The sequence below is a fragment of the Mojavia sp. genome (genome assembly GCF_059505145.1).
This window is the reverse complement of record NZ_JCACKA010000063.1, coordinates 193616-208045: the sequence shown is the minus strand read 5'-3', so window position 1 is coordinate 208045 and position 14430 is coordinate 193616. Positions and strand designations below refer to the sequence as shown.

The window sequence follows — 14430 nt, the reverse complement described above, 5'->3', positions numbered from 1 at the left end:
ATACATAGCAAACATCGGGTGAAATAGTATCAAAGGTTCTTAAGGTGAACTAAACCTCAGTTCGATATAACAACAGAAAAACGTAATATCTCAACTATGGGTATAGTTAAGAAACTTGATATTTACTCAAGTCGTCAAATACCATAGCGATTTTGATAGTAAGTCAAAATCTGCTGAACGCGTTGCCGATTTTCCAAAGCAGGGTTTGATACCCACGCAATCGACAAGCCACTGATTTGACTTTGATGATAATCAAACTGTTGAGATGACTGAGGGATCAGACCCACCTCTACCCCTTCAACTTGGCACAAATGAGCTGCTATCTCTCGATAGACTGCTAGAGGCAAACCAGCAAATTCAATTGTTTCTTTAGTCTCCATCCTTATGAAGCTCCGACAGCAACAATATTTGGGAGTGGCGTTGTCCAAGAAATAGAATTTCCGCCATTATTGGTATTTGATGGTGCTGAATTGGCAGGTGCATCCCCTACCATTCTTGCAACTTCAATACCGTATTGTTCCACAATTACGATAGGATTGGAGCCTTCATTCATTTCAATACGTTTAATCAGCAGACCATTTGCTAATCGCTGTCCCGCTTGCACATAGCGACTCGTCGGCTCATTCGGTACTTTGATAATTGCCTGGAGTTGATTTCGCACTAAAATTACACCCGTCACAAGCACTGATTTTGCTAACTCTGGCTGTTCTGGTTTTGGCAATACAGAGACTAAATTCGGGCTGGGGACAACTGGAGGCAAAACTCTAGGCAAGACTGGAGCCAAGCCAGGAGAAGCACTTGCTTGTTTATTTGTGTTAGTTTTTTGTGCGATTAAATTAGCTGTTTTTACTCCACTGCGTAGTGGTACTTTCGCTACTACTGCTATTTTCCTCAAAGGTTTGACAGTAGGCAAAGGAGGCAACACAGGAACGGGTTTCGTAGTAGTATTAGCAATTTCGGTAACCATCTGTCCAGAAATTTGTGCAAACGGGTCAGTCCGACCTTTCAATACCATGATTTCCCGTTCTTTAGCATTAGTCGGTTGAATCAAATTAGAGGATGGACTATAAGTTACAGAAGCAACTTTTGATACCTGTTTGCCAGGTATCACAGGATTATTAAAAGATTGAGTTGCAGGTGGCGTTTTTACTGCTGGTGTTGCAGTTGGGCTAAGATTAGCCGCAGTTGGACTAGGATTACTAGCTTGTTCTGTACTTTCTGAAGTACATCCAGCGATCGCCAATATAAAAATGGCTGCACCTGCAATTGTGGAATTTCTTCTACCCATTAGCCGCTCTCAAAAGCCATAGGAAAATTTGTTTGTCGAAATCAACATGCCTGAAATTCGTATTTAAGGCTAAGTCTGTTCCCTTTATAACCTAATTTTCTAGATTGCAAAGGTTATTTTTAACACTACCAGCCCAGCATAACTGCGGAGCTAAATTTTATGCAGCTAATCATCTGCCACACCCATGAGATGTTTCAACAAGTCCAGACCTTTCTTGACTCTCCGGGAAACCGTGACTACACTAATTCCTAAGTGTTCTGCTACTTGTTTTTGTGTCAAATCATGCAAAAATACACATTCTAAAACGTCACGAGTGCGTTGTTCTAACTGAACTAATGCCTGTTGTAAGCGAATTTGATCTTCTTGCGCTAGTTGAAAACTACGGTAATGGGGATCTGGAACTAATTCTCCGAGACTCGCAGAGCCTTCTTCTCCATCTTGCACTGGCACATCCAGACTCAAGGGTGCACGATTGATCCATGCCAATTTAATTTCTTGCCATTCGTTAGGCGAAATTTCGAGTGCTGCTGCTAATTCAGAGTCAGTAGGTTGGCGGTTATATTGTGCGCGCAAAGAACGCGAAACTCCTATAGCTTGCTGTTGCAATGCTAAGTAGCGTCGAGGAATGCGGACGGTGACACCTTTATCTCGGAGGTAGTGCTGAATTTCACCGCGAATGTAGGGAACAGCAAAAGAACTAAAAGCATGTCCCTTAGAAATTTCAAATTTTTCAATAGCTCTAATTAGACCCAAACAGCCTACTTGGAGCAAGTCTTCGTAGTTTTCATGGCATTGATTTACCCAGTAGTGAGCTTCTCTTCTCACAAGTCCAAAATTGAGTTTAACAAGTTGATTGCGAATAGTTTCTGAGCGCGATTGCTGATATTCTCGCAACAACTGCCAAATTTCATGCTTCAGTTCGTTGGTGACTGTAGTAGGCATGGCACCGCATTTATTGAGCAGAGCAAATAAAGCATTAAGTAATCGCTTTTAAACCAAGCTGCGATTGGGTGATACAGCAGATTGCATATCACGCTAAATCACCCCGTAACCCCTGTGGTAAATAACAACTTTGTTTTGAAAAAAACCATAGGTAGGTTGACAATCGAGCAAGGTCAAAATAAGCAAAATCGTTATTTTGTTTGTTATTTAGCTTTGGTATTACCTGAAGCCAAAAAACTATATATAAACAAAATATAAAATTATTTACTAAATCACAAACCGCGATTGTACTTAATTTTATTTATTAATTATTAGGCTTTATTAGAGGTTTAAAATTTTATATGCCAGAATTTGATTAAATTACAAAAATTTTCCGATTTCAGTAAAATTACGGCATTAATTAAAGAAGTTTATGCGATATTGAAAATTAGCAAATATGCTGGCATAAATATACGTAGATATCCGTTATAGCAATTTTTTATTTCACGGCTAGAAATTATTATTCGCTACTTTTCTAACCCTTTGCTGTATATTTGGAGCAAAAATAAAATGAAATCATATCAGTAGCCGGAAGCAGAGGTGAGGAAAACTCTTAAGTACCCAGCTATTAGCTTTATAATTTTTTTGATTTATACAGTGTTACTCAGAGGATATTTTAAAACTTGTTATTGATGTATCAAATACTTTTTTATCCTCCTAATTTTCCCTTAAAAAGGAAGACTTTTAGAAGTTTATTCACCGATTTTTTAGCAGGTCTAGGAGGGATATAGATACAATTTGGTAATTTAAAAGTATTCTCTTAATACGAAATAAAATTGTTTTGAATATTCATGCATCCTAATAAAAAAAGGGCCAGATACCCTTTGTTGTATTTTTCAATAAAAAAACACATACACCCCTAAAGATAAGGGGGTATGTGGGTTAACTTTTGCATTCAAGCCTGATGCATACAGAATTGTAGTGCTGATCTGAGTGCCAGTAAGTTACGGTACTCAAGAGAAGTTAGCCACGAGTCGGTTCAACCCGAGCGTAGAATAACCCACGAATCTTGACTTCCTTGGGTTCGCCAGCACCTAAATCGGTATCAGATGGCTGTTCACTCTCGAAAGTGCCTGCAATTTCACCAGTAGCATTATCTACTTTAGCTACTTGCAGTGAAATCTTGCCGCTGAGATTTTCAGCACGCTTGACGTTAGTGCGGGTGAGTTCTTCATCATCCGCTTGGGCAGGGAGCGCGACGGCGTTATCATAGCCGGTAACGACACCGCGAGCTTTGGGATCTAGGAAGGCAGCACCACGATAGGAAGGCACTTTGAATGTGCCTTCAAAGTCTGTGGAGGTATTAAGGCTGGTTAAACCAGGTTGTGTTTGAGCAACTAAATTTTTGATGGTGAAGAGGAAAGGTACTCGCTCACCGCCAGGGAGTTGCACAGTGATGGCTTGGAAGTCAAGACCATCTTCTTCCACAAATGTCAGGCTGCCATCTGAGTTAATTTTCAGGTCGCCCTGCACTTGGTCAATGGTGGAGGTATACCTGGTCAACAATTTGCCAGCAACAAATTCTGCTTCTTGCCGTTTATTAGCGGGTTCTTCTTTCACAAAGAAATTGGTTGGTTCTAAGCAAAGTTCTTTGATGGCGTAGGACTGGCTAGAATTGATCGGAATCGAACCACGGCTTGTTTCTGCTAATTGGGGGCACTTGTTAGCCAAGCCAGTGCCGCGAATTTGTTCGTAGGTGAGTATATCCTTACCGCTAGAAGATGGACCTTCACTACAAGCAGTTATTAACCCCAGGCACAAAGCCAAGAATGCAACAATTAAAGCGCGATACCTCATGGTCAACCTCAATTTCAAAAATAAATATCTAAGTTGTAAAACTGCACCGAAGTGTTGATCTCTGATGAGAAGCCACGGCTCAAACTGATCTTTGCTAAACGTATTTAAACGTGTCGCTTTTTGAGTCTGGGATTGAAACCCCAGGCTAGCCAGACACCGCATTGATTTTGGATGTGGGTCGCAAGGGAAAAATCCAGCAGTTTTACTATTGTCGGCAATTGTTAGAGTTTGGGTGCATGGATGAGTGCGCCCTGAAACAGAGCGGCATCAGCGCTTACCTGAAAGGATACGAAGAGCAGGATTCCCTTCGCCCTTTTCTTTTGCCTTTGACAAAAACGGTGTCGCTTAAGTCGTTCTGTATTATGTATGTGTCGCCACTACATACAGCTTATTGTTTTGATAGGGAAATCAGCCAGATCATACGATTTTTTGAAACTCAAAATCAAAGCACTGTAATATTCACCAAGAATATTCTGATTTCATCTAGCTCGCGTTTAGGCTGTGCGAAACGTTACTGCTATGTTTTAGAAGCGATCGCAATTGTTTTGGATCAAGATACAAGTTAGTTTATACTCTGCCCTACTTAGGGCAGTCAATGACGCAGAACCAACAGAAGCAATTAAGTCAAGAGCAGAGGACAAAAGCCTCCAGAACCACCTAGAACCTGAAACTGCTCTTCCCTTATGCATTCTAAAATCTGTGTTAGCCAAGGAAAGTCAAAAATCTTCAGTAACTTTGAGTAGATCTTATTTATAAGGAAAAGGTGGCATGAGCAACAACACAAGCTTTGACTCAGAAAAGTTTTCTTCTCAATTACAAATGATTGTAAGCACGGTTTATGAAGCGGCGGAGAGCTGTCAAGGGGATTCTATAGCTCTTTTGACTTTACTGCGGCAGTTGGAGCAGTTACACCGCGAGATTCGGGATGGGTCTTTTCAAGATAGTTTGCCTGATAACCGTCAGCACCTCTACTCGCTACTGAAAGATATTGAGTCTGAGGGTGGCTGGCCTTATATTGAGCGCATGAGGCTACAAGCTTTTTTAGCCAAATTGCTAAAAGATGCCACTGAAGAAAACAGTGATGGTGTAGTCAAGAGCGATCGCTCACTTGGCTGGTAAGCTCGAAACAAGTATTGAGTTTGAAATTAATAACTCTTTGGGTCTTACACTTATAACTGCTGATGCTAGTGCCTGCGGGTGATAGCATCACAAAGAAAGCGATCGCGCTGGTCAACATTGCGGTTGTGCTTGAGGTAATCATCCACCCAGTTGCAACCACGAAGGAGTAGGTCGTCAAGATCCAAATTCCACAGAATGATTGTCTTGTCATCGCTGGCTGAAGCAAGTGTCTGACCATTCGGGCTAAAGCTGATACCTAATACCGCACCATGATGACCTGTGAGGCTTTTAATCAACTTACCCTCACGGCTCCAGAGTTTGACTGTGCGGTCCCAACTGGCGGCAGCCAACAATTCACCATTGGGGCTAAAACTTACGGCGTTGACGCTATCGCTATACCCCTTTAATAAGGTTTTTAACAAGGTTCCATCCCGCCGCCACAGCTTTACAGTGTTATCCCAACTGGCAGAAGCCAGCAACTGGTCAGTGGGGCTAAAGCTGACACCTAACACCCAGCTTTCATGGGGCGAGAAAGTCTTGAGTAAAGTACCATCCCTTCGCCACAGCTTGACTGTTTGGTCATCACTAGCAGAAGCGAAAATCTGACCATCGGGACTGAAATTAACGCTATTTACCCAACCGCTATGACCAACCAAGGTTCTTATTAAGCGACCATCACGCTTCCAAAGTTTGATGGTCTTATCCTTACTACTTGAGGCCAATAACTGACCATCAGGGCTGAAATTTACAGCATTTACACTATCGCTATGGCCTTCTAAGGTTTTAAGTAAAGTACCGTCACGTCGCCAAAGTTTTACAGTTTTGTCATAACTTGCTGAGGCAAGTATTTCGCCGTTGGGGTCAAAACTAACACTGGGAACTTTGTCTGTATGCCCTAGTAAAGTCTTATAGAGTCGAGTTTCGAGTTTACCGCCACTAGCATCTCGTTGCCAAAGTTTTATGGTGCGATCGCGGCTGCCAGAAGCTAACATCTGACCATCAGGACTCCAGGCAACGCTCAAAACTCGCTCTTTATGCCCTCGGAGGATGGGTATTGTTGGGGCATCCAGACGCCACAATTTTACAGTTTTGTCATAACTTGCCGATGCCAGCAGTTTGTTATCTGGGCTGAAAGCTACACCGGCAACAGCATCGCTGTGTCCTTTGAAAGTTTTGAGTAAAGCGCCAGTAACACTCCAAAGGTTAATAGTATTGTCATCACTTCCAGAAGCTAACTTTTTACCGTCAGAACTGAAGTTCAGGCTCCAAATTGTACCACTATGCTGCTGTAAGGTTTTGCTGGGACGAAATTCAAAACCGTCTTTACTACTATTACGCTCTTGTCGCCAAAGTTTTACTGTTTTATCTCGGCTTCCAGATGCTAGTAATTGTCCATTCGTACTGAAAGCTACAGTGGTTATCGCTTGCCGATGCCCCTGCAAAGTGGTTACTAAGCTACCATCTCGTCGCCAAATTTTTACTGTCTTGTCTTCACTGGCTGAGGCAATAAATTTTCCATCTGGGCTGAAGGTTACCCAATTTACCCACCCCTGATGTCCCTTGAGTATTTTGGCTAAACTACCGTCTTTACGCCAGAGTTTGATGGTTGCATCTTTACTGCCAGTAGCTAATAATTCTCCATCAAGACTGAAACTGACGCTGTAAAGCCAATCTCCATGCCCTTTCAAGGTTTTATATGGACGCGCGTCAAATACGCCTGTAAATGGGTTTTTCCGCCAGATTTGCACAGTTTTATCAAGGCTAGCAGAGGCTATTGTTTGACCATCTGGGCTAAAACTCACACTGGTTATAGCATCGCTATGTCCCTTGAGAGTTTGGAGTATGCTGCCGTCAACATGCCATATTTTTACTGTCTGATCAGTACTGCCAGATGCCAGCATCTGGCCATCAGGACTGAAAGTTACACCCCAGACAATATCAGAATGCCCTTCTAAGCGATTGATCTCTGTAACCCCATAAACAGCTTGTTGGAGGGCTGTCACTACCCGCATCTTAGTATCTGGTTGGACTCCATCTGCTTGTTTGAGTCTTTTCCAAGCTCGCAAACTTTCTAATAAGGCATCAAACTCTTTATTAGAGGCAAATAGAGCTTCACTGGCAGCAGTAATGGCACTAATTTTAAAGTTGGTTTCGCTACGTTCTGCTCGTAGCGTTTGACGAATCGCGGCTCTTTTCTGTAAGTCAGCTTGCCACCATAATACAGCTATTGTTCCTACCATGACTGCCAGCGCTACGCCTGCTATACGTGCTTCTCGCAATCGGCGTTGCAAAACTAAATTCAGTTGCTCTTGAGAGAGCTTTTGTTGCTCTTCAGCTCTATTTTTTTCAAATCTTACTTTTTCTAATTCGGCAACCATGCCATAGTTGTTCTTTTGGCGAATTGGTTCTACTAAATAATCGTGGACTAGTTGGTAGCGATCGCCTAACTCTTCCGGCTCTCGTAATACCAATCCTGAACCTACTAAAATTTCTAAAATAAATTCCCAAGCCGAGTCAAAATCTGAGCTTCCACCCAAATTTTTCCCTAGTGCAACCGTCAAATCAGCTTTTGTTTTTAGCGGTCTTGTCCCTTTTTCATCAGTTAATTCAAATAATAATTTCCAACTACGCTCTTCGTTTTCTTGACCACAATCTTTGATAACTTCCTCAAGCCAGCGTTTCACTAGTTTTGCCGACCCACCGCAAAGCTTGTATTGGGCGAGTGTAGTAATATTTTCTGATTGCAGTTGAGCACCGACTATTTGTAATTCAATTGGATGGACTTCGTTAAATTCTCCTGCTAAATCATTTACTAGTTGGTTAATTAATTCATCAGTTATTTCATAATATGAACGTTGAGTTAAGCTTTTAATAATGCTTATTGCATCATCTCGGTTGAATTTTCCTAAATAATAACGTATATCTTTATCAAGAATGTTTCTGTTAATTATGCCTAAATCATATAAATTATCAATATTTTCTTTACTTAACCGTTCAAACTCTAATAAATAATGTAAATAATCTTCACGTAATGCAAGAACTATTTTGATATAGGGAATATTTAAACATTCACTAAAAAACTTATAAAATTGAATTTTTTTAGCAGGGGAATGGCTAACAAAGAAAAATTCTTCAAACTGGTCAAAAATCAGAATGATTGTGTGATTTCGTTCAGTAGCTAACCGCAGTTTTTCAATCAGTATAGTTGGATTAATTTCTACAGCAAGTGATATTTCCGTCTGTGCCAGTACTTGATTGACACTGCGCCCCAAGGCTGTAACCCAATCAGTGTAAACAGATAAAACAATAGGCAAAGGGATGCGTTCACCAATTACTTTTCCTTTCAAGGCTGGTACTAAACCAGCTTTGAGAATTGAACTTTTGCCAACACCTGATGGCCCATGAATTACTGTGAGTTTGTAATCAGCACGAGTGATCCGTTCAATCAATCGATTTACATCATGTTGCCGTCCAGCAGCAGCTATTTCTCGTGCTACTTCCTCAGGAATAAAAGGTATTTTTTGCGGCTCCAAGACAGGGTTAATTCTGTAACGTTGCGGCTGCAATTGACTTGCCCCAATGAAGGCTCGAAAGCCGTACTGATGTTCTATTTGAATTTTTTCTTGCTTAAGAGTAAAGGCTTCTGTGTAATCATGACGCTCAACAAAATAGAGCGATCGCAACTCTTCTAAAATCTCTAAATACAGCGATGGTTCATACTGTAACTCACAAACTACCCTTGCCCACTCTAAGTTATTGATAGCTTCTTCCCACTCACTAAGATGCCGCTGTGTACGCGCTAACAATAAAAGATACCAAGCTTCCTGCCGCCGTGTAACTTCTGTTGCTAGTTCTGCAATCGAAAGTGCCTTATTCACTAATTCATGAGCTAGTAACCAATTCGACTCAGAAGCGGCCACATCTGCAAGAAAACCATAATCTTGGGCAACTTGTGCTGGAACACCATAAGTTTCATGTAACCGCAGTGACTTGTTGGCTACTTGTTCTAACTCTTCCCAAGCTTTTAAGCGTTGCAGCATTTCACAAACAGGTAAAATGAATTTGGCAACTAAGTCTTGTCTTTGCGCGTCCTCCAATACCTCAAGGCATTTTTTAAACCATACAAGAGCATCTTGCCAGTACTTGCTGTCAGAGCCTTGGTATAAGTCTGCCATCCGGCGATAACACAGCCCCAAGTGAAATATCACTACTGCCTGTCGAAGAAGTGGTGGGGATGGAAGCATCGGAGGATGGGGAGAATATACTTCTAGATTTTCTCCTAAATCTCTAAATCCACTCTCTGCTGATCCCACCTGCTGCCAAAGTGTTAAGCTCCTCTGATAATGAGCTAAAGCATCGTTAATTTGATCGTTGGCGTATTCATCACGCCCCAATACAAATTCTAAACTTGCTTCTAACTCTGGGTCTAATTTGATACCGTACAACCGTAGCAAGTCATTACGAGCTGACTCAATTTCACGACGATTTTGTGACTTGGGAGCTAAATCAAGAGCATCATTAGATAAAAATCTGTCAGCACCCGCCTCTAAAACTTTCGCAAATAGAGAGTCTGTTTCTTGCCGTATTAAAGCAATTAAGTATTCTTTTGCGAGTTCAAATTTGATTGTGGTTGCAGCCCAACTTTTAAAATCTGGGGCTAATCTGGAAAGCATTGAGGCTACTTCATCTTGTAGCCAAAATATCAGCGGAAAGGGAAAAGTAGCTGCGTATATATCTCTTGCCTGATTCACACCAGCAAGAAAATTGTCAAGAGCAATAACTGATTCTAGACCGAAAACCATTACAGCTGATGGTAAAGTATCTTTAGCAACTACAGGATGATCTAAAAATAGTTCTGTGATTATTTGAGTGTGTAAAGCATTAGTTGATGGATGAAGAAATATTTCTCGTATATTTATGTCTTTGGTAAGCAAGCGAAGATGATTCAACATTTGCTCGCGTAATTGCGCATAATTGCACCGGACTAAGATGAGAGCAAATTGTCCTTTAGAGACATTTATCGCGCGAATCATTCTTTGCAAAGCATGCTGATTGTCATTGACGATAGCTGCTGTGAATTGCCACTTTGTCATAAATAAAAAAACCGGGCTAGGAAAAAATAAAAACTTACACTTCAAAAATGAAAAATGTGCTGTAAGCCTGTTGAATATTAAATTTCCATCGTTACGAAAACGTAGATATTATGAATAAAACAGAAAACTTAACTATTGATTTCCAAAGTTACAGCTAAAATTGATATTCCATAAATTGCAATTACAAGAAACTAATTTTTAAATTACAATTTTGAATTTCTAGCTTTTTACTTTATTCGGGCTGTACTACATTTAATTTGCCTACAGTCAGCAGATTATGATACTTGCCAATACAAGCAAGCTTATTTATTTTGCTGCCAAATAATGACTTTTTCTGTTTCTGCCAACGCCGGACTAATGCCAAACCAGCGCCCCTGAGGATCGCGGTACTCAAAAAGATACATACTTCGCAGTAAACTCTGGTAGTCAGACTCGCCTTTAACGCTTTGTTGCTGCACTACTTCAAATAGTAATTTCCATTGGAATTCATCAATCGCTAATAGCAAGTCATCCCGATAATCCTTAATCACGGCTTCTAAACAATCCCTAGAAAAAGGTGGATCTTGGCGTTGTAGGCAGCTATAAAGCAAACCTAATAAATTACGGATGTGACCTCCACTGACACGACATATACGATCCAGAGTTTCGGAATTATCAAATAACTCTGCAATTAATAGCGGTCTATCATTCCAGGGCACTTCTGGAAAGGCTCTTGCTAGCACTAACTGGCGTAATAGCGCCATCCCAGGCTCATAGTCGTTACCATCTCTTTGCCGCACTAATACCATTGGCAATACTTTGGGCGCAATTCCTCCCCCCAAGCGATTTTTAAGTGTCTCGTACTCATTGGAAAATATTAAAGCTAGAGGAATTGTGTAGACTAAATGACATTTTAGGCGACGTAACTGTTCGCCTCGGTCAATAAACAGATACTCTGGTTGCGTGCGCCCAGATGCTACGGGTCTCATATCCACCCGATCTAAGTTATCTACAATTACTACTAATCCTTTTTGACCACGCTGCTTTAGTTGTTGAACAGCCTTTTCTAGTATCTCCTCGTTAATTGCTTGCAAAATACTATTAGTACGTGGCTCCAGATATTGTCTCAATTGATTACGCATCTGAGCACTATCTTTTGTTTTGGCGGTAATTTTGGCAATGCCCAAAGATAACTCCGCCTGTCCTGACATCTCTATAGGGGTCTGCAAAAAATCCCCTATTTCTTTAAACAGATTGATAAAGTAACCCGGTTTCAGTTTGATGCCTATCCCTTCCAAACTTACACTGACTTGACGGGCAACACTTAGCAAAATATCGCTGACGTCGATATCCGCCATATCTAAATCTTGGCTGGATTCAAAGTAAACTACATGAAATCCTGCCACTTCCAGTTCTGCCTTAAGACGCTGCAACTCTGTAGACTTACCACAACCTATATGCCCCGTAAATAACTGGCAGGTCGGCTCATCTGGAGAAATACGGCTAATAGTACGTTGCAATTCTTCAACAATCTTGCAACCACGCACATCAGCGAAATCTATGTAGTACTGCCTATCTAGTACCTCACTCATGTTTAGTGCGTAGCTAGGGTTACACGCTTTATAAAAACGTGACAAATTCAGTGTTGTTTTCATGGTAGAGGCAGATGTAGATTTAGATGCGGTTGTATTTGTATCTTTTGATATATAAAATCTCTATCCAAATATACAGGCGCAGAATTCACTCACAATTTGTGCCATGCAGGGAGCAGCAGTAGACACGGGATCGCTGTAAGCAACTGTCAGTACATGATAGAGATGTAGTTGTTCGTTATACGTTAAACGTATTTGTCCTTTTTACTGCTGTTGTTCAGGTTTTGACAATCTATAGAATTTACCTGATATAGCTAAAAACCTTATGGCTTATGTCCGATGTAAAAAAAAGTTACTATTATTCATGTCTTGAGAATTTAAAATTCTTACTAGCATTTTAATTAGTATTTGTCAACAATCATATGGTAGGCTTTTTGAATTAGCTTAATTATTCGTAATCTTATGCAAAAAAATCTCAAATGCCAATACGTTATAAATGGCACTAGTGTTATACAACTGCCTACATTTTGGCGTCTAATCCGTCTAATCTTTGTTAGGCAACCAAACTTTGCTATAGTAAATTTCGCAAATGTCTAAATTTTAAAGCTGCCTCGTATAAATGCTGAATATATGCAAAATATATATACTCTAATTTTTACGTATAGTTTTTATAATGTAGCGTTATTCGCGGATAATGGCTGCCACCATACAGGAAAAAGGCTACATTCAGTTTAGAATAGACAACGCAAAGTTTTAATAAAGAGTTATTCACTCCACAATCTAGGTGTGGTTGCTGTAAGGTGTTACTAAAAAGTGAAAAAAGTATTGAGAACAGCGATTATTAGATGCCGACAGAGTTTACTGAAATTATATTGATGAGCTGAGCCTACCAACAAATTAAATTGAAACCACAAAGGGGTTTGAATGGCTGGCATAGTATCGGTTTCCCGCACAAGTTTAACCCAACGGCGGAAGAAATTAAGACGGCAAAAGCAAATGAAATTTATTCAGGCTATTTGGCGAACCGTTGCCATTAGCGGTTTGGCAGGCAGTTTGCTGTGGGTGGCAATCCAACCAATGTGGGTACTAAATGCTCCTAAACAAATTGTGATCAAATCAGGCAATAAATTCCTTTCGGACGAGGCGATTAAGTCATTGTTGGTGCTATCTTATCCCCAGTCATTATGGCGGATTCAACCGTCTGCGATCGCCGACTCTTTGAAGCAACAGCCGACTATTGCACAAGCGATTGTCAGCCGTCGGCTCTTTCCTCCTGGACTAAGCATCGAAATTAAGGAAAGAGTACCTGTAGCGATCGCTCAAATGCGTAAGGAAGGCAATACCGATACTAGCAAAAAACAAGTAAACGTAGGCTTACTAGATGCAAGCGGGGTTTGGATTCCCCTAGAAAAATACACGTCGCTTAATCCCACTGTGAAATTGCCCAGTCTTCAAGTTATTGGGTTGCCAGAACAGTACCGCCCCTACTGGACTCAACTTTATCTATCTGTAAGCCAAAGTTCTGTAAAGGTAATGGAAATTAATTGCCAAGATCCAACGAATTTAATCTTGAAAACAGAACTAGGCAATGTACATCTTGGCCCTCCAAGCATTTATCTATCAGAACAAATTCAGGTACTTGCCCAAATGCGCGATTTACCAACCAAGCTGAGTTCGAGCCAAATAGAATACATTGATCTACAAAATCCCGAAATTCCATTAGTACAATTGAACCAAAAAAAGCAGAAGGTTAATTTCCAAGCTCCCTAAAAACATCTGAAATATTCAATATATACGATGCTCCTAGTAAATTTAAGAAGCTTTATGTGGATAAATATATCTATTATTTTTTTTAGTTTTCGATTACTCTATAGCAAAATCAGTGTTAGGTTCTAATTAAAATGAGAGGGGCAATGACATAACCTCATTCATTGAGGAGAAAAAATTTCTATTGTAGCCCTAGCAGTTATTGATAGGCTGCGACATATTAGACAATATGATGGCGGCATCTGTAATAGAAAACGCTTTATATAGGACTCCTATTTGATTTTTGCGAAGCTAGGTACACTTCTACCTACTTTCTTTCCTGTCTCCCTTCAGGTATCTCCTAAGCCCGCAGGGCTTTATGCCAATCCCGCATTCTGACGGAGACCGCCAACACAGGGGCTGGTCTCAACTCTTAAGAGTTCCCTCCCTACGCAAGTAATTTCAAAAATCAAATCGGATTGCTATAGCTATTTCATATTCAACTGAACCAAAGCGTAAAACAGACAAGTTCGTAAGTTTTTCATTAATATCTAACTGATAAGGAAAGAACATTGGTGTAGATGCTCAAAGGGCAGCTTTCAGTAAAATAGACAGTTTTTACTGCTATCAATCATGCCGCGATGGTAGCTGCAATGACGATTTTTCCGAAGTTGATTTACATAAAGGAAAACATCTACCTCAGTTCCGTAAGCGTTGCTTCTGAAAAATCGTACAGAGTTCACCGTGCCACCACCTTTGTTGGGTTACAAAGTATCTCTGCTATACCTGTTAATTGATGCTCCAGTGAAGATTTTTATCGGGTAGAATATTGCTC

At 40.6% G+C, this 14430-nt stretch carries 9 protein-coding genes; 3 read left to right on the top strand and 6 right to left on the bottom strand.

What is annotated here, in order from left to right; genetic code table 11:
* Positions 1 to 134: 134 nt before the first annotated feature.
* The 4 genes from AC5JL8_RS13195 to AC5JL8_RS13180 form a co-directional block, all read right to left on the bottom strand.
* Positions 135 to 380, bottom strand: coding sequence for a hypothetical protein (locus tag AC5JL8_RS13195; RefSeq protein WP_495880225.1), 246 nt, complete (start codon positions 378 to 380; stop codon positions 135 to 137).
* Positions 381 to 382: 2 nt separating this feature from the next.
* On the bottom strand, positions 383 to 1288 hold the full coding sequence (locus tag AC5JL8_RS13190) for a hypothetical protein (RefSeq protein ID WP_495880224.1): 906 nt from the start codon (positions 1286 to 1288) through the stop codon (positions 383 to 385).
* Positions 1289 to 1453: 165 nt separating this feature from the next.
* Positions 1454 to 2230, bottom strand: a complete 777-nt coding sequence (locus AC5JL8_RS13185; RefSeq protein WP_495880223.1) for an RNA polymerase sigma factor SigF — start codon at positions 2228 to 2230, stop codon at positions 1454 to 1456.
* 1002 nt (positions 2231 to 3232) lie between these two features.
* Positions 3233 to 4066, bottom strand: a complete 834-nt coding sequence (locus AC5JL8_RS13180; RefSeq protein WP_495880222.1) for a photosystem II manganese-stabilizing polypeptide — start codon at positions 4064 to 4066, stop codon at positions 3233 to 3235.
* 236 nt (positions 4067 to 4302) lie between these two features.
* Here AC5JL8_RS13180 and AC5JL8_RS13175 point away from each other — a divergent pair, with 236 nt between their 5' ends.
* Together AC5JL8_RS13175 and AC5JL8_RS13170 are read left to right on the top strand one after the other, a co-directional pair.
* Positions 4303 to 4632 carry a hypothetical protein gene (locus tag AC5JL8_RS13175; protein WP_495880221.1) on the top strand — a complete coding sequence of 110 codons (330 nt, stop codon included), beginning with the start codon at positions 4303 to 4305 and terminating at the stop codon, positions 4630 to 4632.
* Between the two features lie 202 nt (positions 4633 to 4834).
* Positions 4835 to 5185 (top strand): hypothetical protein, encoded by a 351-nt coding sequence (locus tag AC5JL8_RS13170; RefSeq protein WP_495880220.1) that lies wholly within the window; start codon positions 4835 to 4837, stop codon positions 5183 to 5185.
* Between the two features lie 65 nt (positions 5186 to 5250).
* Here the strand turns inward: AC5JL8_RS13170 and AC5JL8_RS13165 are convergent, their stop codons facing one another.
* On the bottom strand, positions 5251 to 10278 hold the full coding sequence (locus tag AC5JL8_RS13165; RefSeq protein WP_495880219.1) for a WD40 domain-containing protein: 5028 nt from the start codon (positions 10276 to 10278) through the stop codon (positions 5251 to 5253).
* Positions 10279 to 10580: 302 nt separating this feature from the next.
* Entirely contained in the window at positions 10581 to 11912 is a 1332-nt protein-coding gene (locus tag AC5JL8_RS13160) for a P-loop NTPase fold protein (protein ID WP_495880218.1), read from the bottom strand.
* A gap of 861 nt (positions 11913 to 12773) precedes the next feature.
* On the opposite strand from AC5JL8_RS13160, the gene AC5JL8_RS13155 reads away from it, so the two are divergent.
* Positions 12774 to 13619: a cell division protein FtsQ/DivIB gene (locus AC5JL8_RS13155; RefSeq protein WP_495880217.1), complete on the top strand. Its 846-nt coding sequence runs from the start codon at positions 12774 to 12776 to the stop codon at positions 13617 to 13619.
* Positions 13620 to 14430 lie beyond the last annotated feature (811 nt).

Bases quoted from the DNA above. Each gene is read 5' to 3' on its own strand.
- AC5JL8_RS13195 (WP_495880225.1), bottom strand. From the start codon at position 380: ATGGAGACTAAAGAAACAATTGAATTTGCTGGTTTGCCTCTAGCAGTC.
- AC5JL8_RS13190 (WP_495880224.1), bottom strand. From the start codon at position 1,288: ATGGGTAGAAGAAATTCCACAATTGCAGGTGCAGCCATTTTTATATTG.
- AC5JL8_RS13185 (WP_495880223.1), bottom strand. From the start codon at position 2,230: ATGCCTACTACAGTCACCAACGAACTGAAGCATGAAATTTGGCAGTTG.
- AC5JL8_RS13180 (WP_495880222.1), bottom strand. From the start codon at position 4,066: ATGAGGTATCGCGCTTTAATTGTTGCATTCTTGGCTTTGTGCCTGGGG.
- AC5JL8_RS13175 (WP_495880221.1), top strand. From the start codon at position 4,303: ATGGATGAGTGCGCCCTGAAACAGAGCGGCATCAGCGCTTACCTGAAA.
- AC5JL8_RS13170 (WP_495880220.1), top strand. From the start codon at position 4,835: ATGAGCAACAACACAAGCTTTGACTCAGAAAAGTTTTCTTCTCAATTA.
- AC5JL8_RS13165 (WP_495880219.1), bottom strand. From the start codon at position 10,278: ATGACAAAGTGGCAATTCACAGCAGCTATCGTCAATGACAATCAGCAT.
- AC5JL8_RS13160 (WP_495880218.1), bottom strand. From the start codon at position 11,912: ATGAAAACAACACTGAATTTGTCACGTTTTTATAAAGCGTGTAACCCT.
- AC5JL8_RS13155 (WP_495880217.1), top strand. From the start codon at position 12,774: ATGGCTGGCATAGTATCGGTTTCCCGCACAAGTTTAACCCAACGGCGG.